The 17,171-nt window shown below is 58.1% G+C and carries 20 protein-coding genes; 16 read left to right on the top strand and 4 right to left on the bottom strand.

Annotation, left to right across the window (positions count from 1 at the left end; translation table 11 throughout):
* Positions 1-72 precede the first annotated feature (72 nt).
* Positions 73-1,236: a class C beta-lactamase gene (ampC, locus tag AB4Z53_RS03415; RefSeq protein ID WP_441594701.1), complete on the bottom strand. Its 1,164-nt coding sequence runs from the start codon at positions 1,234-1,236 to the stop codon at positions 73-75.
* A gap of 545 nt (positions 1,237-1,781) precedes the next feature.
* Between ampC and AB4Z53_RS03410 the strand changes: the two genes are divergently transcribed.
* The 4 genes from AB4Z53_RS03410 to AB4Z53_RS03395 all read left to right on the top strand — a co-directional run bounded on the left by AB4Z53_RS03410 (position 1,782) and on the right by AB4Z53_RS03395 (position 5,091).
* Entirely contained in the window at positions 1,782-2,033 is a 252-nt protein-coding gene (locus tag AB4Z53_RS03410) for a glycine zipper 2TM domain-containing protein (protein ID WP_057248089.1), read from the top strand.
* Positions 2,034-2,050: 17 nt separating this feature from the next.
* Positions 2,051-2,401 carry an EF-hand domain-containing protein gene (locus tag AB4Z53_RS03405; protein ID WP_113536544.1) on the top strand — a complete coding sequence of 117 codons (351 nt, stop codon included), beginning with the start codon at positions 2,051-2,053 and terminating at the stop codon, positions 2,399-2,401.
* A 396-nt stretch (positions 2,402-2,797) separates the two neighbouring features.
* Entirely contained in the window at positions 2,798-3,469 is a 672-nt protein-coding gene (locus tag AB4Z53_RS03400) for a VOC family protein (protein ID WP_441594699.1), read from the top strand.
* Between the two features lie 329 nt (positions 3,470-3,798).
* Positions 3,799-5,091 (top strand): tyrosine-type recombinase/integrase, encoded by a 1,293-nt coding sequence (locus AB4Z53_RS03395; RefSeq protein WP_441594697.1) that lies wholly within the window; start codon positions 3,799-3,801, stop codon positions 5,089-5,091.
* On the opposite strand, the gene AB4Z53_RS03390 is transcribed toward AB4Z53_RS03395, so the two are convergent.
* The gene (locus AB4Z53_RS03390; RefSeq protein ID WP_441594695.1) at positions 5,088-5,633 is read right to left on the bottom strand and encodes a hypothetical protein; all 546 of its coding nucleotides are present in this window, start codon (positions 5,631-5,633) and stop codon (positions 5,088-5,090) included. The two genes, AB4Z53_RS03395 and AB4Z53_RS03390, sit on opposite strands and share 4 nt — an antisense overlap.
* Before the next feature lie 129 nt (positions 5,634-5,762).
* Here AB4Z53_RS03390 and AB4Z53_RS03385 point away from each other — a divergent pair, with 129 nt between their 5' ends.
* The 6 genes from AB4Z53_RS03385 (at position 5,763) to nusG (ending at position 9,979) form a co-directional block, all read left to right on the top strand.
* Positions 5,763-5,987: a helix-turn-helix transcriptional regulator gene (locus AB4Z53_RS03385; RefSeq protein ID WP_441594693.1), complete on the top strand. Its 225-nt coding sequence runs from the start codon at positions 5,763-5,765 to the stop codon at positions 5,985-5,987.
* Between the two features lie 112 nt (positions 5,988-6,099).
* Positions 6,100-6,417, top strand: a complete 318-nt coding sequence (locus AB4Z53_RS03380; protein WP_441594691.1) for a winged helix domain-containing protein — start codon at positions 6,100-6,102, stop codon at positions 6,415-6,417.
* A 130-nt stretch (positions 6,418-6,547) separates the two neighbouring features.
* On the top strand, positions 6,548-7,624 hold the full coding sequence (locus AB4Z53_RS03375; RefSeq protein WP_441594689.1) for a bifunctional DNA primase/polymerase: 1,077 nt from the start codon (positions 6,548-6,550) through the stop codon (positions 7,622-7,624).
* A gap of 75 nt (positions 7,625-7,699) precedes the next feature.
* Positions 7,700-8,788 (top strand): hypothetical protein, encoded by a 1,089-nt coding sequence (locus tag AB4Z53_RS03370; protein WP_441594688.1) that lies wholly within the window; start codon positions 7,700-7,702, stop codon positions 8,786-8,788.
* Positions 8,785-9,414 carry a ribonuclease H family protein gene (locus AB4Z53_RS03365; protein WP_441594686.1) on the top strand — a complete coding sequence of 210 codons (630 nt, stop codon included), beginning with the start codon at positions 8,785-8,787 and terminating at the stop codon, positions 9,412-9,414. Before AB4Z53_RS03370 ends, AB4Z53_RS03365 begins: the two co-directional genes overlap by 4 nt.
* A gap of 4 nt (positions 9,415-9,418) precedes the next feature.
* Positions 9,419-9,979, top strand: coding sequence for a transcription termination/antitermination protein NusG (gene nusG, locus AB4Z53_RS03360; protein WP_441594684.1), 561 nt, complete (start codon positions 9,419-9,421; stop codon positions 9,977-9,979).
* A gap of 125 nt (positions 9,980-10,104) precedes the next feature.
* Here nusG and AB4Z53_RS03355 read toward each other — a convergent pair whose 3' ends face one another.
* Both AB4Z53_RS03355 and AB4Z53_RS03350 read right to left on the bottom strand, forming a co-directional pair.
* Positions 10,105-10,359, bottom strand: a complete 255-nt coding sequence (locus AB4Z53_RS03355; protein ID WP_441594682.1) for a hypothetical protein — start codon at positions 10,357-10,359, stop codon at positions 10,105-10,107.
* A 687-nt stretch (positions 10,360-11,046) separates the two neighbouring features.
* A complete protein-coding gene (locus AB4Z53_RS03350; protein ID WP_441594680.1) occupies positions 11,047-11,493 on the bottom strand; it encodes a hypothetical protein in 447 nt (148 codons plus the stop codon).
* Positions 11,494-11,555: 62 nt separating this feature from the next.
* Here AB4Z53_RS03350 and AB4Z53_RS03345 point away from each other — a divergent pair, with 62 nt between their 5' ends.
* Genes AB4Z53_RS03345 through AB4Z53_RS03320 form a run of 6 tightly spaced genes read left to right on the top strand, consistent with a single transcriptional unit; the run spans position 11,556 to position 17,162 of the window.
* A complete protein-coding gene (locus AB4Z53_RS03345) occupies positions 11,556-11,945 on the top strand; it encodes a hypothetical protein (RefSeq protein WP_441594678.1) in 390 nt (129 codons plus the stop codon).
* On the top strand, positions 11,833-13,272 hold the full coding sequence (locus AB4Z53_RS03340; RefSeq protein ID WP_441594676.1) for a terminase large subunit domain-containing protein: 1,440 nt from the start codon (positions 11,833-11,835) through the stop codon (positions 13,270-13,272). The genes AB4Z53_RS03345 and AB4Z53_RS03340 overlap by 113 nt, the downstream gene beginning before the upstream one ends.
* Positions 13,273-13,286: 14 nt before the next feature.
* The gene (locus AB4Z53_RS03335; protein WP_441594674.1) at positions 13,287-13,856 is read left to right on the top strand and encodes an HNH endonuclease signature motif containing protein; all 570 of its coding nucleotides are present in this window, start codon (positions 13,287-13,289) and stop codon (positions 13,854-13,856) included.
* Positions 13,856-15,913, top strand: a complete 2,058-nt coding sequence (locus tag AB4Z53_RS03330; RefSeq protein ID WP_441594672.1) for a portal protein — start codon at positions 13,856-13,858, stop codon at positions 15,911-15,913. The genes AB4Z53_RS03335 and AB4Z53_RS03330 overlap by 1 nt, the downstream gene beginning before the upstream one ends.
* Positions 15,910-16,152, top strand: a complete 243-nt coding sequence (locus AB4Z53_RS03325) for a hypothetical protein (protein ID WP_441594670.1) — start codon at positions 15,910-15,912, stop codon at positions 16,150-16,152. The genes AB4Z53_RS03330 and AB4Z53_RS03325 overlap by 4 nt, the downstream gene beginning before the upstream one ends.
* A gap of 32 nt (positions 16,153-16,184) precedes the next feature.
* A complete protein-coding gene (locus AB4Z53_RS03320; protein WP_441594668.1) occupies positions 16,185-17,162 on the top strand; it encodes a hypothetical protein in 978 nt (325 codons plus the stop codon).
* Positions 17,163-17,171: the final 9 nt, after the last annotated feature.

Raw genomic sequence — 17,171 nt, 5'->3', positions numbered from 1 at the left:
TGATGAACGCAGATTCCCTCGTGGCGAGCCTGCCGCAACACGGGGGTCGTCTTTATCGAAGGCTCCGCCTGCCTATTCGGACGCGGCAGCCAGCGTTTCCAGGATCGCATGTGCCGCCTTGATCCGCTCGGGATTCGGGAAGCTGCGGTTGGCAAGCAACACGACGCCGATCTTCTTTTGCGGCACGAAGGCGACGTATCCGCCAAAGCCGTTGGTGGATCCGGTCTTGTTGTAAAGCGTCGCGCCCGCCGGACGCTTCGGGGGGATCAAGGCCGTAACCGGGTTGGCCTCGAGTGCCATGGCACGGGAGTTGCCGTCGAGCACCCGCTCCAGCGAAACCGGATAGGGATATTGTTCCCAACCGAGCCCCTGGACCATTTTCTTGGTGTCGAAGTAGCCGACATGCGTTCCTTCTATGGCGCGGCGAACGGTGTCGTCGAACTGTTCGGGCCTGATGTTGGCCTCGACGAAGCGGATCATGTCTGCCGCTGACGATTTGACGCCGTACGCTTCCGCGTCGAACATGCCTGGGCTTACCCGGATCGGCTTGTCAGCCTTGCCGTAGCCCCAGGCGTAGTCGTTCATCGCGCGCGCCGGCACGATGACATAGCTGTGCTTGAGGTTGAGCTTCGGGAACAGCACGGTCTCGAGCGCCGTGGCGAAACTGCTGCCCATCGCCAGGCCCGCGACATGGCCGAAGAGGCCGATGCTCGGATTGGAGTAACGGCGCCTCTTCCCCGGTTCGGCGGCGGTCTTCCAATCACGGAAGTAAGCCACCATGTCGGCGTCGCTCTTGACCGCGTCGGGGAACTGCAGCGGCAGGCCGCCGGCAGTATAGGTGGCGAGATTGAGGAGGGTCGCCTTGTCGATCGCGCTGCCGCCAAGGCCTGGCACGTACTTGCCCGGATGGTCCTCGAGGGACAGCTTGCCGAGCACCTGCGCATAGGATGCGAGCGTGCCGGCAAAGGTCTTGCTGATCGAACCCAGTTCGAACAGCGTGTTTTCGGTGACGGGTGCTTTCGTTTCCTTGGACGCGACGCCGTAATTGGCGAAGTAATTCCGGCCATTGACGGTGACCGCGATCGCGACGCCCGGCACCTTGTATTCGCGCATGATCGGCTCGATGGCCTTGTCCACGGCGGCAGTAATCCGGGCCTGCTCGTCGTTCTCGGCGAAGGCGGTCGTGGCAAGCGAAAAGAGGATTGTAGTAGCAAGGCCTAATTTTGTTATCGTCATTCTATCCACTCGATCTTTTCTTTCTTGTGCGGCGAGTGAGCCGCTGGCTGGGCCCGGAAATGGGTCGTCAGGCCCAAACAGCGACGGATAGCCGCATCGGTTCCCGTTGAGCGTGCCTTTCGTCCGACAGGTCGCTCGGCGAGCTTCAGGTAAATGCAAGGAGCTGTGCCCGGGGGCGAGCCAGACCTAGGCTGCCGCTTGCCTTGTCGCAAACGATGATAATTCGCGGGAGACCCAAAAAAATCTAGGGACAGGGATTTCCGTCCTTTGGCGCACGTGGTCGACGAGGGTGAGGGTTATTTCAGTTGGAAAAGCTAATACTACGTGGAACATTGTCATCGCCGGTCGCTAAGGGTAGTATTCGCCCCGCAAGTTTGGGGTCTTTGTCTCCGGACTCTGTGTTTTATTCGTGAGCTGCTTCTGATTGAACAGAAGAGCCTCCCTTATCCTGGGAGCATACTCGGAAGCTTATTTACATCTGACGCCACTCAATGGCGCCTCCGCCCGATCTCTATTCTAAACAGACGGCCATATTGGAGGATAAAATGAGCAAGCAGACCGTAACTATCATTCTTGCCGGCGCCCTAGCCTTGTCCGGGTGCCAATCCGCCTACGTGTCGAAGAGCGGCCCGACGGGCAACGAATTCGGCTGCATCGCCGGAACGGTGGGTGGCGCAATCGTCGGCGGCCTGATCGGCTCGACGATCGGCTCAGGCACCGGTCAGCTCTGGGCTGTTGGCGGTGGCGCCACGCTCGGCGCTGCAGCCGGCAATGCGCTGACGTGCCGTTACTATTGATCACGGAAGGTTGAGGGATGAGAAAACTCGTTCTTTTGAGTGTCCTTGTGTTCTGCCCGGCTGGTCTCGCTGTCGCGCAGCAGGCTGCAACGGTGAGCCAGGGGCAGATGGATGCGCTCGACCGCAATAAGGACGGTGCGGTCGATCGGTCCGAGTACGAGGCCTTCATGACGACGGCCTTTGCGAGCCTGGACAAGAACAAGGACGGTAACCTTACCCCCGACGAGACGAAACAGGCGCTCACTGCTCAGCAGTTTGCCGCCACCGATGCCAATAGCGACGGCAAGATCACCCGGGCCGAATTTCTGGACCGGGTGATGGCGGACTTCAAAACGGCGGATCGCAGCGGCGACGGCAATCTGAAGTGATTCTCCCGGGCGGAGGCGGGTCTGCGGCGACGTCCGCGGACCCGTGTCTGGTGACAGAACCTTGGCGCGTTAGGTGACCGGTCGACTACTGGTAACCTAACGTTAGCATGCGTGCTGAGTTGCCGAAGGGAGACTGCGGAGGTTGGCCCAACGGGATCGGCTCGATCACGACACCCAGACCGGGCCACGCCTTTGTGGTGCGCCGGCTTGATGGCTTTCGTCACGGCATGCCTGCCAATTTAACTCCTCCCCAGTCTCAACTTCGCGTCCCCATATCGACGAGGTCCCCTGTCGGCCGTGGTGAATTGGCGTCACGCGCGTCTTGACCTCAACTTATCTTGGGGTCGTAAAACGGTGTCCGATACAGCCAAATCGCTTCGATGGGGATCGGATTTCATGCGCATAGATAAACTGACACTCCCTGCATCGGATATCTTGAAGAGCGCCGCGTTCTTTCGTGGCGTGCTGGACCTGCCGGTAACCGGGAATTCCATCCAGGCGGGGTGGAGCGAAATCCGTCTGATCTCTGCGGCGGAAGAGGCGCCGTGCGGCGTGCACCTGGCTTTCAATGTGCCCTATGATCGGTTTGATGCCGCAGTGGAATGGCTGAAGGAGCGTACGCCTGTCCAGCGGGAACCGGACGGCAGGGAGTGCTTCGTTCTTGACGGACATTGGCAGGCAAAGTCTGTCTACTTCGACGGTCCCGATCGCTCGGTGCTGGAGTTGATCGGCCGTCGCAGGCTGGCCGACCCCGCAGGGGATCGACCGTTCAGCGGGGCTGATTTATCCTGCCTGAGCGAGGTCGGGCTGCCGACCGAAGATGTCGGGAGCCTCGTTGCCGAGTCCCTCAGGGCGTTCGGGATGGCAACGCTCGGACCGGCCTCGTCCGGTTTTGCCGCGATCGGTAATGATGAGGGGCTGCTGATCGCCGTCGAACCAAGCCGGTCATGGTTTCCGCAAAGGCGTCAACTGCCGAGTGCGCAAGGCCTGGAAATTACGTTGGCTGGCGTGGACGCGCCTGGAGCCGTGTCGGACCCGAAATATGGGTGGACGATCCGCGCGGCATAGTGCTGTTCCGGGAAGAATCGGCGGGCGGCTGACGTTGCAGTGTCGTCCAGCAGGCAGGGATACAGTAGGCTGGAACGATGCCAAGCCGACAATTTCAATACTGATTTCCGGGAGAAGAATGGTGCCGCTTACGTGACTCGAACACGTGACCCCATCATTACGAATGATGTGATGGACCCTTTCACGGTGTGACATGAACCAACAGTGGGGAACTGTAGAAGTCCAGTATTTTCAGGGCTTGCGTGGCGATATGTGGGTAGTGTTAATAACACCATCTGACAGCAGCAGACGCCCGTCTGCGTTACCCAGGCGTTACCCCGGAAATCGAAATGTCTAAGACCGTACTCACTCAGAAAAAACTTGAGTCGATTGGCAAAGCAGCGGCTGCCGAAGGCTACGTGGTGAGGACAGAGATACCGGATGCAGGACTTCCGGGCCTATATCTCGTGGTGCAGCCGAGTGGGTCCATGAGCTGGGCCGTCCGTTATCGGCATAGTGGCCGACCACGTAAGATGACCATAGGTCCGTTTGTGCTGGGTGAGGATGCGACGTTCCCTCTCTCTGTTGCCAGGGAGAAAGCACGCGAAGCATTGCGCGTTGTGGCTGACGGCCGTGATCCTGCCGCCGAGAGGGCTGAACGCGAGGCACAACGGCCAGCGGAGATGGACCTAGTTCCCGCCGTCCTCGACGACTTCGTCAAGCGACATGTCAAAAAAGAAAACAGGGAAAGCACCCAGAAAAACACCATCGCTTTCATTGACAATGAAATCCGGTCGGTCTGGAAAACCCGCGACATCAAGACCATTACGAAACGCGATGTCGTCGATCTGCTCGACAAGATTGCCGATCGGGGGGCACCGGAATCCGCGGCTCGCGTTCGTGCCATCCTGAGCAAGTTTTTCAATTGGTGTGTTGATCGTGACATCGTGGAAGCTTCTCCCGTCCCAAGAGGATCTACGGCCAAGCAGGGCCCAAGCCGTGAGCGAGTCTTGCGGGACGATGAGATTAGGCTGCTCTGGCTCGCCTGCGACAAGGCCGGGTGGCCTTTTGGCACCCTTGTGAAGCTTTTGCTCTTAAGCGCTCAACGCCGCAATGAAGTGGCGCATGCCGAACGCGTCGAATTTGTTCTCGCGGGGAATGATCAGCAATGGGTAATACCCGAGGAACGCACGAAAAATGGGAAGGAACATGTGGTTCCTCTCTCTGCGCTGATGTTGCAGATTATTGATGGGCTGCCGAAAGTGGGGAAACAATTCTTACTATCGACGACCGGAGAAACCCCAGTGAGCGGCTTCTCCAGGGCAAAAAAGATCATTGATGCAGAGATGATGGTGCTCGCCAAAAAGCAAGCGGAAGAGCGTGGCGTAGTTCCGGAAGCGGTTAAGTTGGAGCCATGGACGTTCCATGACCTTCGCCGAACCGCAGCGAGCGGAATGGCGCGGCTTGGCTTTCCTGTCCACGTGGTCGAGGCGGTGGTAAACCACAAGAGCGGCAGCATTAAAGGCGTGGCAAAGATCTACAACCGCTATGAATACTTGGATGAGAAGCGACAGGCCCTTGTTGCGTGGGCTGATCACGTTCAGCAGATTGTGTCTGACAAAACGCCTACCGCTCAATGCTAGAACGGGATGTCGTCGTCCATGTCTCTGCTTAGTTTTTCCGACTTTTTCGGTATAGGCCAGTCGGGGGCCTCAAGTCGCGCTGTGCGAAGAGCGGCCTGCATAGCCTCTCCGGCAGCGAAATAGTCCTCATGCTTCCGGTCGTCGTGGAGTTGAACAAACTGGTCAATTCGTGGCCAGAGAACATCCACGTAGTAGTTCAGAAGCTTTTCCTTCTTGTCACTGGCATAGAAGAAAGGCCAATGTTCCCTTGCAAAGGCGAGCCGGCGCTCTTCCTCGTAGGTTGGATACATTTCCGGTATCTTCGCCATTGTGAGCGCTCTAACACCTTCGCTCACGTCCCAAATATCCTGCCAGACAATATCCCCGTCGTATTCTCCTCGGGGAATCGGCGTGTTTGAGGCCGCTGCCACAATAGCTCGCTCAACCACGGTCGTGATTGTCTGCCCCTTTAGCCGAGACATGTAGTCCAAGACGAAACGCGTCTTCGGATCCAATCGGATCGTGAGCGTTTCGCTTTTGCTGGTCTTCGTGTCTTTGGCCATAGCTCCCTTCCTTTAACGCCCCCATGCATATCCGGCTTGTGAATAGCGGGCAATAGTATTGTCGTCTGTTGTGCGCTTGAGTAGAGTCGTGTAATTATTCGCTAGTGCAAATCACAATGGAGATTGCGAATGAAAACGGAACATGCGGCGCGCTCGTTCGGCGCCGCGCGCACGGAATACCTCACAGGCCCGCAGGTGGCCGAGCGTTACAAAATCTGTGGAATGACGCTTTATCGTTGGCTTCGCGACCCGAAGCTAAACTTTCCCAAGCCAATGGTGATCAATCGTCGCAAGTTCTTCAATGAAAACGACTTGGCTGCGTGGGAGCGCGAACGCGCAAAGGTGTCGGCATGAACATCACCGACACGAAGAAAGCAGCAGGGGCTGAGTTTGGCGACCGCACCCCTACTGCCCGATTCAAAGCCGTTTTTAACGGCCCCTCCATCACCAGCGATAAGGACCGCCGATGACGAATGCAGGTAAAGCACAGTACACGATGCGCGTCCAGATCATGGACAAAGGCGCACCCCTCGGTCTCCCGATCACTGTTGTCGGCCGAGACGCGTGGATGCTCAAGGAGTTGATGACGTCGGGTAAGGCCGGCTGCACCAGCATCAACAATCCTGCTCCGAGGGTTTCCCACTACATTTTTAAGCTGCGCGGGTACGGAATCGCCATCGAGACCGTTCACGAGTCCCATGCAGGGCCTTTCCCTGGCTCCCATGCCAGATACCACCTCCGTTCAGAGTTGGTCATCTTGGATGAAAAGGGGTGCGCCGCATGATCGGAGTTGTCCCGGAAGAGAAGGTGAGGGCTGCCGCAAGGTGGCTCTCCAAACAGGACCCCGCGCCCTCGCACGTCGTCGACGTTCTGAGGGGTATGTTCGGCTTGAAAGCTTTGCAGGCATGTGAGGCATGCAAGCTGGCACAGGCGTACCGTTCCGACCGGAGGGCCGCTATCTGATGGGGGCTTTTGCGGAATGGCAACCGCAGTACGCAGCTCACGGGATAGCGACCTTCCCCGTCATCATCGACGGCAAGGACAAACGCCCTGCCGTCAGCGGGTACCTCAAGCTGGGCTCTAAAGTGAGCAGCCAGCTTACCATGAAGTTTCCCGGGCACGAGGCTATTGGCCTCGCTTGTCGGCGAAACAAAATTACCGTCCTCGATGTCGACACTCCAGATGAGAGAGTTCTAGCCGATGGCTTGAGCCGTCACGGTCACACGCCGTTCATCGTCCGTAGCGGATCCGGAAATTTCCAGGCCTGGTATCGGCACAACGGAGAAAAACGGCGGGTGCGTCCCGATCCGGGGCGGCCAATCGATATCCTTGGGGATGGCTACGTCGTCGCCCCTCCGTCACGCGGCAGCAGGGGGCGGTACGAGATCATCCAGGGCAGCCTCGATGACCTTGACCGCCTGCCACGCATGATCGGAGGGCAGGACAATGCACCGCCTCCATCGCCAGTAGAACCGGGCGCCGAGGGGATAGTGAACAACCTTGCCGGGGCCGGGAAACGGAACGACAGCCTCTGGCGGCATTGCATGCGGGCAGTCCGCGGGTGCGCCAGGCTTGAGGATCTGATGGAGATTGCCGTGAGCTACAATCGAACGCAGTTCTATGAACCTCTCCCCGATGCGGAGGTGCTTCGGGTCATCGCTTCCGTCATGTCTTATGAGAGCCAGGGCAAGAACTGGTTCGGGCATGGCGCACGCGTAGTCGTGGAAACTGCGGTCGTAGATGACCTGGCTTCAAGCGATCCTCATGCCTTCGCGCTGCTGAGCATCCTCCGCCGTCATCATTTTGGAAGAGACTTCGCGCTCGCCAAGGTATTCGCCGAAACGCTCGGATGGACGCTGCCTCGGTTCAAATCCGCTCGCGACGTTCTGGTCAAACGCAAGCTGATCGAGTGCATTCATCGCGGCGGGAATGGCCCAAAAGATCCACCTATCTACCGTCTGGCAAAGGGGTACGAAAATGTACCCCAATAAGAAACATAACACTCTCTCTCCTCTGTCCTCCTCTCCCCCTCTTTCATCAGGGGGCAATCTTACTCGGGGTCAACCATGACAGATGCAGCAGCAGCAGAACGCTATTTCCCGGTATTTGAGCAGCAGCCGAGCGAAGAATTCGTAAGCGGCTGGAATGAGCACTTGAATTCGACAGGCTACCCGGAACTGTTTGATCGCGTCTCCACAGTGCGGCCGTTCAATCTGTCGGACGTCCGACTGCTTTCCGGTGAACTTCGGGTTCCAACTACGCGCCGCGAAGATCAGTCGCTGGTGCCTTGTCCGCTGTGCCAGCCGAACAACCCAAAGTTCAAGGTCGGGCGTATGGCATGGTTCCCGCACGAAAGGACCGTTCTTTTCATCGGTCATGAATGTGCGAAAAAGCACATCGGCGAGGACTACGTACGTGCTGAAAAGTACTTCAGGCGCGAACGCCGTGCCATGAAATACAAAAGGGTGTGGCACGACCTGCGGTCGAGAGTTCCGGCCTTAACAGGCCTGCTCCAAAAGTTGGAGCCCATGGTTCGTGCCATCGATGCGGGCAAGGTCGCGATCGAGAAAGACGCTGACGGATTTGCCGGCTTAATCCTTGGTGAACTCACCCACAGCGAAGGCAAGGTCTCGACCTACGTCGATACTGGCCTCACCGATAACCGGGGTCGGAGAATTGCAGAAACGGTTGCCTTGGGAACGGTCGTCGGGCTGCGCTTCCTCGAGAGGGGGCGACTGACATCAAAGCTGCGGGAGGCGCAGAGAATATTGAAGGATATCGAAGCCGGATTGCCCGAATGGAATACCGGTAGCGAAGATAGCGAGGCGTTGGATGAATTGCTCAATGTCGGGCACCGGGGCGTGTCGGTGATCAAAATGGTAAGTGACCTTCTAGACACCGTGTCGGATGCGAGAGTGTTCTTGCACGAAAACAACCTCGCGCTGATGGAGCGATGGGCGAGCGCCGATGACTCCCCGTTCGATCACCTTAGCTTCAGGCGCAAAGGATCTTGGATCTTCTTGGATTCGATTTCTTACGCGGGCCATCACAAAGCGAACTTCCGCATCTCAGACGAAATGTTCGCCGATGTGCCTTCATCAGGCCGAACATTGTCCAAAATCGATCTGGACTCCATCGAAGGAGAGGTTCCGTGAAGTTCAAGAAGCGGTTTTCACGAAAGTCCAAAAGCGCAACTCGTTACGAGATAGATGACGCCATATTTGCGATGGGGCTGCATATCTTCGCGGATGGCGCGTGCGAGCCAAATCCCGGTCCTGGCGGCTGGGGCGTGGCGGTCTACAGGGACGGCTTGGAGGTGGCTTCCGATCATGGCGGCGACGCAGAGACCACGAACAACCGAATGGAGCTGATGGGGCTCCTGAAGGGCATCGAGGCGGCCAAGGCTCTGCAGGCTCCGGCAACCCTTTGGTGCGATTCTCAGTACGCTGTGAAAGGCGCCAACGAGTGGATGCATAACTGGAAGAAGCGCGGTTGGAAGAAGCCGGGGAACGAAGAGCTGAAAAACGTCGAGCTTTGGAAGTCGATCGATGCGGCGCTTTCTGGCGTCGATCAAATCATGATCCGGTGGTGCAAAGGGCACGCCGGCATTGTCGGCAATGAGCGTGCGGACGCTCTGTCTAACGCGGGGATGGCGAGCGCCACATTACAGTCCCGCGGCAGTAACGTTACGTCATGCGACGTCACAGGGCAGGACGTGACTGAGCGTGACGAACCGTTGGATTATCTGACGGCACAATACCGACTGATTGTGGGAGGATAGTGCAATGGATTCAGTAGTTTGCTATTCTCACACCTCATCAATAGGAGCGCTTCGCATGGGTCATTGGTACGTTGTAAGGACGCGGGTAGGGGAACAGCGGAAGGCCCCGCTCGAATTCGAGGCTAACGGTATTACGATGTACTGCCCAATGATGCGACGTGAGACTAGGCACTTCAAATCGAAGAAGTGGTTGATGAAAGAGTGTCCGCTCTTCACGGGCTACATCTTTGCGTATCTGCGCATCTCAGACTTCGGTACGCTACGCGACATGCGTTGCGTGCTCTCTGTGCTAGCCGATGTTGGCGGGACCCCCGTACCCGTCGCGGGGAGCATCGTGGAAGAAATCCGCGACGCACAGGAACGTGGCGATTTCGATGTTCTCCGGCCGCCCGTGCGCCGCCTGAGGGCTGGTGATACGGTCCAAGTTAAGGAAGGGCCACTTGTAGGTCATTACGCTGCAGTAACGAATGTAGTAGGTCGGCGCGCGATCAAAGCTTTTGTTGAGATGTTAGGATCTGTGCGCGAAGTGGAAATCGGCCTTGAAAGTATCAGGCGAGTAGCTTAGTTTGGCTTTAGCGATTTGCAGCCTGTTTCTGCTGGGCGCCTTAGAGTGACCCACGGGGCTTAGGGGAGATTTCGCACTCCCCGCCTCGGTTTTACTTTGCCAAAAATTTTTGTGAAAATAGCCCTTCACCCTGTGTAGGTGAAGTAGGCTCCCTCGCCGTAGTCGTAGACGACGATCTGCCTGCGGTTAACCCTGACGGTGAAGGCACTACTAGTGCCGTAATCATGACCTCGATAGGAACCTTTTCCATTTGGTTTGAGCATGATTGCCGCAGACTCACCGTAATGAAAGAGCCTGTCCATTCTGCCTTGGATGCTGCTGTTAGTCGTGTAGTCGAATGCCTTAGCGTTCTCGCCATCGACGTTCGCTGAAATGCTCATATGGCCTTCTCCCGAATAGGAGTACACCGATTTTACCGGTCGACCTGTTGCGTGGCTTAGAGCGATTGCTGCCACGGATGCGCGCACATGAGGCTTCAAGGTGATTCTCCCGCAGATTGTGCTTTCGCATCAGCTAAACAAATAGCTGAAGGAATGACAAGCGGAGCGCGCGGGAGGTTGTTCCTGTTGTTGTTGGGTGACCGGATCAGGTCACTTGCCAAAGCGTACTGCCCTACTTTCGACGTGGCCGCAGTTCGTGCATGACCAAGTATCGAGCCGCTCACGATTCCCAAAAGTCCCCATGACGCGGCCCGATTCTTTTAGCCGCATCGTGTGTTCTCCACATTTGTTGCAGGTCTCTCCGGGGCGGGTTTTTAGCCGCTCCTCAAGAGCACTCACTCGTCCTTCGAGGGCCTCCAGCTTAGATGGCACCTTCTCTAGCTCCTGCCAGATCGGAATTTCCTTTAGCCATTTCCGAATGTCTTCGAACATCCCCATCGCGTCCTCCCGGCTGCTAAAGCGAGCAGGCGAGTTGCCTGCAACTCGGGAGTCAAGGGCATAGCCGCGAGTAGCGGTTTTCCATTTCACAGGTGACATCATGGCCGCCCCGTGGCAACCGGTTCTGGAGGCAAGGAACACGCACCGTCGTGCTCCGATCTTACGGCGAGCATGAGTTACGGCGGCAATTCAGGAGTGCGAGACTTTGTACCGCGACATCGCCTCCTCGAATGCAAGCGTTGCGGCAATCCCGAGCGAGAATGGCGATTGCGTTTTGAGGGTGGACAACTCCCCAGTCATGTAAGCGGCTTTTAGCTTGGTTGATTGATCAATCTCGTTGTCATCCATCACACCGCTTAAAAAGTGCATCGCATCGAAATATGGTGCCGCCGATGGAAATCGATGTTTGTGAAACTGGGCGAGATAAACCCGCGTCAGTTTCTCTTTCAGAAATACGTTGTAGCCCAGCCAGAATTTGATCAGCCCCCATAAGTTCAGTGCGAGGGGTATGATCCACAAAACTCCGACGACGAAAAGAAAGACGAAGAAGCGGTCGGATGGATCAGCGAAATATGCGGCCACGCCAGCAGCGAACAAATCGATGGCGCCATAGAAGGCGGTTGCCACGAACGTCATATTGCCTCCCTTGATTGAAGCTTCCCATTAGTCCCGCAAGGAAACCCACGAGGCAAGAGCGAGTGACAGACGACGCCCGAAATAACGGGGAGAAAACGGGCAAGCCCATCCCTCCCGTTGAGCACCAGTTCAAGCCAGGCAATCCAGGCAGACCGAAGGGCGCGCGCAACAAGCTCGGCGAGGCGTTTATCGAGGCCATGCACGCCGACTTCGAAGAGCACGGCTCGGATGTCATCGAGCGCGTGCGAAAAGAGAAACCTGACCAATACCTCAAGGTCGTTGCCTCGATCCTCCCGAAGGATCTGAACGTCAACATCAACCAAATGGACGATTTAACGGATGACCAGCTTATCCAGCGCATCCGGCAACTCGACTCAGCAATCAGACCTTTCCTCGATGCTCAAGGAGCAGGCGAAGCTGTTGGCGGAGTTGGACAGGAGACGGCGCACTAATCTGCTTTCGGCCTACAAGCCGTATTCGAAGCAGGTCGCATTCCACGAAGCCGGGAAGCAGTATCGGGAACGCCTGTTCATGGCGGGTAACCAGCTTGGCAAGACGCTCTCTGGCGCTGCTGAAGCCTCGATGCACCTCACCGGTCAATATCCTGATTGGTGGACTGGTCGCAGGTTTGAGCGTCCGATCATCATGCTCGCCGGCTCTGAATCGTATGAGCTGACCAGGGATGGCGTTCAACGCCTTCTCGTCGGCCCTCCGATGAATGAAGAGGACTGGGGCACTGGGTATATACCGAAGGCCGCGATTATCGAGACCACCCGGCGTTCTGGTGTCTCTGGCGCATTGGATAGCGTCACGGTTCGGCATGTCTCGGGCGGCGTCTCAATCCTGCTCTTCAAGGCATATGAGCAGGGTCGTGGTAAGTGGCAGGCCAATACGGTTGACTACGTCTGGTTCGATGAAGAGCCCCCGGAAGACGTTTATTTCGAAGGTATAACGAGAACCAACGCGACAGGCGGGTCGATCGCTGTCACGTTCACGCCTCTCAAGGGCATGAGCACGGTTGTCGCCCGGTACATTCTGGAGCACTCGGAAGACCGCATCGTCGTCACTATGACGATCGAGGACGCGGATCACTACACACCGGAAGAGCGCGCAAAGATCATCGCGAGCTACCCGGCTCATGAACGTGATGCGCGAACGAAGGGTGTCCCGTCGCTCGGCTCTGGTCGCATCTTCCCGGTCTCGGAGGAGAGCATCACCGTCGCGCCGTTCGAGATCCCGAAGCACTGGGTACAGATCGGCGGTCTCGATTTCGGGTGGGATCATCCGTTCGGCGCCACCGGCTGCGCGTGGGACCGCGATGCAGACGTGTTCTATGTCACGAAGGTCTATCGAGAGCGCGAGACGACACCGATCATTCACGCCGCGGCGCTGAAGCCTTGGGGGGACTGGCTGCCGTGGTCGTGGCCGCACGATGGTTTGCAGCATGACAAGGGCAGCGGGGAGCAATTGGCTGTCCAGTATCGAGCCCAGGGTCTCAAGATGCTGCCGGAGCGCGCCACCTTCGACGACGGCACGAACGGCGTTGAGGCTGGCATTTCTGACATGCTGCAGCGGATGCAGACGGGCCGCTTCAAGGTGTTTTCCACCTGCGGCGAGTTCTTCGAAGAGTTCCGGCTCTACCACCGGAAAGACGGGAAAATCGTGAAAGAGCGCGACGACGTGATTTCGGCGTCTCGTTACGCGCTGATGATGAAGCGGTTCGCGAAGGTCAAGGCTGACGCCGCGGCTTGGAAGTTCACCGATCGCAAGGTCGTGTAGGCAAGGAATATCTCATGCACCGAAAAAGCTACCCGGCGCGGGATCGTCTCGCGGCGCTGTTCGATTATTGCCCTGTCACAGGGGTGCTGACCTGGAAGGTGCGGCCGATTGAAGACTTCCCGAGCGTTCGAACCTGGCGCATGTGGAATTCGCGCTTTGCTGGTGAGCCCGCCGGTCACCTTTCAGACACTGGATATCTCGTGGTCACGCTCGATGGCGATGTCTACAAGGCTCACCTGATCGCTTGGGTTCTGTACCACGGCTCTATGCCTGGTGGTGACGTCGACCACATCAGCGGTGAGCGGAGCGACAACCGCGCCGACAATATGCGTGCCGTGAACCGGTCTCAGAACATGAGGAACGCCGCCCGTCCGAAGCGCAATACCTCCGGGTTCGTTGGCGTCTCCTGGCATAAGCGCACGAAGAAGTGGAACGCGGCCATCAGAGACAGAAACGGGCGCCGTCGGTCACTTGGCTACTTCGATGACGTCAACGAAGCCGCAGCAGTCAGAAAGTCGGCTGAGGTCAGTTGTGGCTACCATCCGAACCATGGCCGTTGTCCTAACCATGGGATGTTCGCCTGATGCGTGCACTGACGGAAGAACAGATCACCTCCCAGGTGACGCAACTGGTCAAAGACTGCGAAGACTTTCGCGACCAGCTATCAGCGGACCGCGTTAAGGCGATGGAGTACTATGATGGCGTGATGACGGACGTTCCTGCCGATGCCAATCGGTCGAAAGTCGTTTCGCGCGACGTGCGGTCTGCCATCAAGAAGGTCCTGCCGTCGCTCATCCGGACCATCCTCGGCAATGACAAGGTCGTTGAGTACGAGCCCGTCAACCAGGGCGATGAGGCCGGTGCCGAGCAGGCGACCGACTACATCAACTACATCGTCTTTCCGGAGAGCAACGGCTATGACGCCGTGCAGGATGCCGCTCACGATGCGCTGAAGCTGCGCAACGGTGTCATCCGCTGGTGGTACGACAAGAAGCGTCAGGTGCAGGTGTCTAGCCATACGGGGCTCGATCAGGCAGCGCTGGTGCAACTCGTCGCCGATGATGACGTCGATGTTTTGGAGCAGGAGCAGTACGAGGAGCAGGTCGACACGCCGCAGGGCCCTGTTCCTGTCACGTTCTACAACGTCAAGATCCGAAAAACGTCCGTCTACGGCTGCACGAAGCTCGCCGCGGTGCCGCTCGAAGAATTCCTCATCCATCCCGACGCGATGTCGATTGAGGATAGCCTTTGCACTGGCATCAAGATGAAGATGCGTCGGTCCGACCTCGTCGCGATGGGATACGACCGTGCGGTGATCGACGAATTGCCGGCCTCAACCCGCGACAACGACAAAGACACCGAGGAATCGGCTCGGCGCCGCGACGTTGCCAACTCTGACGATCAGGCAGACAAGGCCGCCCAGGAGGTCGATTACTACGAGCTTTATGTTCGGATCGACGCCGACGACGACGGAATCGCCGAGTTGCGTCGCATGGTCTTTGCGGGCGGTACCGCTGAGAAAAACCTCCTCGAAAATGAGGAGTGGGATGAAACGCCGTTCGCTGATCTGATCACGGAACGCCGGCCGCATCAGCGAGAAGGCAACTCGGTCACCGACGACATGGCCGAAATCCAGCGCATCAAGACCGTGTTGCTCCGCCAGACGCTCGATAACCTGTACTGGCAGAACAACCTTCAGCCGATTGTGCAGGAAGGCACTATCGAGAACCCCGAGGCAGTGCTGAACCCGAAGTTCGGCCAGCCGATCCGCGTGAGCCAAGGGACCGCCGTGGGCGCTGCCGTCGGTTACAACACTGTTCCGATGGTCGCCGATAAATCCTTTGCGATGCTCGGCTATCTGGACGAGGAAGCCACCGATCGTACCGGCATTTCCGACGCATCAAGCGGCATGGCTCCAGATGCCCTGCAGAACATGACAGCGAAAGCCTCGTCGATGATCGAGGCCGCCGGCATCGGTCAGACCGAATTGATGGTCCGGACCTTCGCGCAGGGCCTGAAGCGCGTATTCCAAGGCCTTCTGAAGCTGACCATCAAGCACCAGGATCAGCCGCGCACGGTTCGCCTGCGCGGTAAGTGGGTGACGTTCGACCCGAGGCACTGGAATGCAGGCATGGATGCGACGGTCAACACCGGTCTCGGTGCCGGCACGCGGGAACGCGACATGGTGATGGTACAGATGGTCCAGCAGTTGCAGGAGAAGCTGCTCGCGTCGCTGGGGCCGGTCAACAACCCCTATGTGTCGCCCGACAACCTCTATAACTCGATCGCGAAGACGGTCGAGGCGGCCGGCCTGAAGTCTCCGGACCTGTATTTCACGAAGCCTGATCAGGACCAGATCGACAAGCGCCTCGAAGCCGAGGCGAACAAGCCCGATCCGGAGTTGCAGAAGGTGCAGATCCAGGCACAGGCTGACATGGAGAAGGCGAAGCTGGACGCTGAGACCGATCGCCAGAAGCTCGCCGCACAGACGCAAGTCGACATGGCGAAGATCCAGGCCGACAGCGAAATCAAGCGCTACCAGATCGACCAGGAAATCGAGCTGAAGCGCCAACAGGCGCTGGCACAGGCGTTTGTCGGTCAGCGCGTCCCGCAAGCCCAGATCGGAGGGCAACCAGGATGAAGCAGGAAGAGAAGCAAGCTGCAGCGCGCGACATGCTCGCCAATCCGCTTTTCCATCTCCTCTTGGGCGATCTGGAAACAGCCGCGATCAACGGGTGCATCAATGCCCCGGTTACCGACGACGAGACCCGCGCCGCCTTTGCGGCCGAAGCGCGGGCCATTCGAAATTTCCGTAGCAAGCTCAAGTTCCTCGCCGCCGAGGATCAAGCCAAGGCTGACGGGAAGGGCGCCCCGGCATAGGGCCCGGGCCAAACCTCAAAAGGCACAACATCATGAGCGAGAGCGTCAACCCGGCCGCGGCTGGGAACGAAACCGTGCATCCCTCGACTACACTCGACAACCCGGACAATCTGAACTTCTGGGAGCCAGGCTACGACGACGAGCCGGCCAACTCGGAACAAGGCGAGGAAGGGATCGAAGGCGAGACGGATGAGACCATCGAGGATGGTCAAGAGGCCGGCGAGACCGCAGACAATGCCGAAGGCGACGAGCCAGCCGATGCCGAGAATGGCGAGGCAGCCAACGAAGCCGACAGCCAGCTCGTCACTTTGAAGGGTGGCGAACAGGTGCCGTTGTCCGAGCTGAAACTCGGGTACATGCGGGAGCGCGACTACCGTTACAAAACTCAGGAGACCGCCAACAAAGGCCGCGCTCTTGAGAACATGACAACCCGCGTGACCAACACGGTCAAGGGTATCGCTTCCTACCTGGCCGAACGTTTGCCACCTGAGCCGCCGCGTCAGTTGGCGTACCAGAACCCCGCCGAGTACACGCGCCAGAGGGCCGCGTATGAGGACGGTTTGGCAAACATAGACCAGATCATTAACCTGGCGAACGACTCCACGGCAGTTGCCGGCGAGCTTCAATCGTCGGCGACCGAAGAGACTCTTCAAGCCGAGAGCGAAAAGCTGGCCCAGGTGTTCCCGCAGACGACGAAAGAGGACGGCCGAAAGGCTTTCTTCGATCATGCGTTTTCGGCGGCGCGCGAGCTTGGTTTCTCCGATCAGGAACTGAAGGGCGTCTCGGATCATCGGCTGTTCGGGCTGGCCTACTATGCCCGGATCGGGATGCAGGCAGAGCAGGCGAAGGGGAAGGCGTTGACGAAGGTCAACAACGCTCCCCCGGTAACACCGAAGGCACGACCGAGCGGTGCACCCGGCCAGCAGCAGGTTCGGAAGAACAAGGAAGCGATGCAGCGGTTGTCGAGATCCGGGTCGATCAAGGACGCAATGTCGATCGACTTCGAGTAACCCCTCAAT

This window comes from Ensifer sp. 2TAB8 (assembly GCF_052115125.1).
Classification (GTDB): Bacteria; Pseudomonadota; Alphaproteobacteria; order Rhizobiales; family Rhizobiaceae; genus Ensifer.
This window is presented reverse-complemented; position numbering and strand designations above follow the sequence as displayed.

Excerpts from the sequence above, each read along its gene's own strand:
- ampC (WP_441594701.1), bottom strand. The coding sequence starts at position 1,236 with ATGACGATAACAAAATTAGGCCTTGCTACTACAATCCTCTTTTCGCTT.
- AB4Z53_RS03410 (WP_057248089.1), top strand. The coding sequence starts at position 1,782 with ATGAGCAAGCAGACCGTAACTATCATTCTTGCCGGCGCCCTAGCCTTG.
- AB4Z53_RS03405 (WP_113536544.1), top strand. The coding sequence starts at position 2,051 with ATGAGAAAACTCGTTCTTTTGAGTGTCCTTGTGTTCTGCCCGGCTGGT.
- AB4Z53_RS03400 (WP_441594699.1), top strand. The coding sequence starts at position 2,798 with ATGCGCATAGATAAACTGACACTCCCTGCATCGGATATCTTGAAGAGC.
- AB4Z53_RS03395 (WP_441594697.1), top strand. The coding sequence starts at position 3,799 with ATGTCTAAGACCGTACTCACTCAGAAAAAACTTGAGTCGATTGGCAAA.
- AB4Z53_RS03390 (WP_441594695.1), bottom strand. The coding sequence starts at position 5,633 with ATGGCCAAAGACACGAAGACCAGCAAAAGCGAAACGCTCACGATCCGA.
- AB4Z53_RS03385 (WP_441594693.1), top strand. The coding sequence starts at position 5,763 with ATGAAAACGGAACATGCGGCGCGCTCGTTCGGCGCCGCGCGCACGGAA.
- AB4Z53_RS03380 (WP_441594691.1), top strand. The coding sequence starts at position 6,100 with ATGACGAATGCAGGTAAAGCACAGTACACGATGCGCGTCCAGATCATG.
- AB4Z53_RS03375 (WP_441594689.1), top strand. The coding sequence starts at position 6,548 with ATGCAAGCTGGCACAGGCGTACCGTTCCGACCGGAGGGCCGCTATCTG.
- AB4Z53_RS03370 (WP_441594688.1), top strand. The coding sequence starts at position 7,700 with ATGACAGATGCAGCAGCAGCAGAACGCTATTTCCCGGTATTTGAGCAG.
- nusG (WP_441594684.1), top strand. The coding sequence starts at position 9,419 with ATGGATTCAGTAGTTTGCTATTCTCACACCTCATCAATAGGAGCGCTT.
- AB4Z53_RS03355 (WP_441594682.1), bottom strand. The coding sequence starts at position 10,359 with ATGAGCATTTCAGCGAACGTCGATGGCGAGAACGCTAAGGCATTCGAC.
- AB4Z53_RS03350 (WP_441594680.1), bottom strand. The coding sequence starts at position 11,493 with ATGACGTTCGTGGCAACCGCCTTCTATGGCGCCATCGATTTGTTCGCT.
- AB4Z53_RS03340 (WP_441594676.1), top strand. The coding sequence starts at position 11,833 with ATGACCAGCTTATCCAGCGCATCCGGCAACTCGACTCAGCAATCAGAC.
- AB4Z53_RS03335 (WP_441594674.1), top strand. The coding sequence starts at position 13,287 with ATGCACCGAAAAAGCTACCCGGCGCGGGATCGTCTCGCGGCGCTGTTC.
- AB4Z53_RS03330 (WP_441594672.1), top strand. The coding sequence starts at position 13,856 with ATGCGTGCACTGACGGAAGAACAGATCACCTCCCAGGTGACGCAACTG.
- AB4Z53_RS03325 (WP_441594670.1), top strand. The coding sequence starts at position 15,910 with ATGAAGCAGGAAGAGAAGCAAGCTGCAGCGCGCGACATGCTCGCCAAT.
- AB4Z53_RS03320 (WP_441594668.1), top strand. The coding sequence starts at position 16,185 with ATGAGCGAGAGCGTCAACCCGGCCGCGGCTGGGAACGAAACCGTGCAT.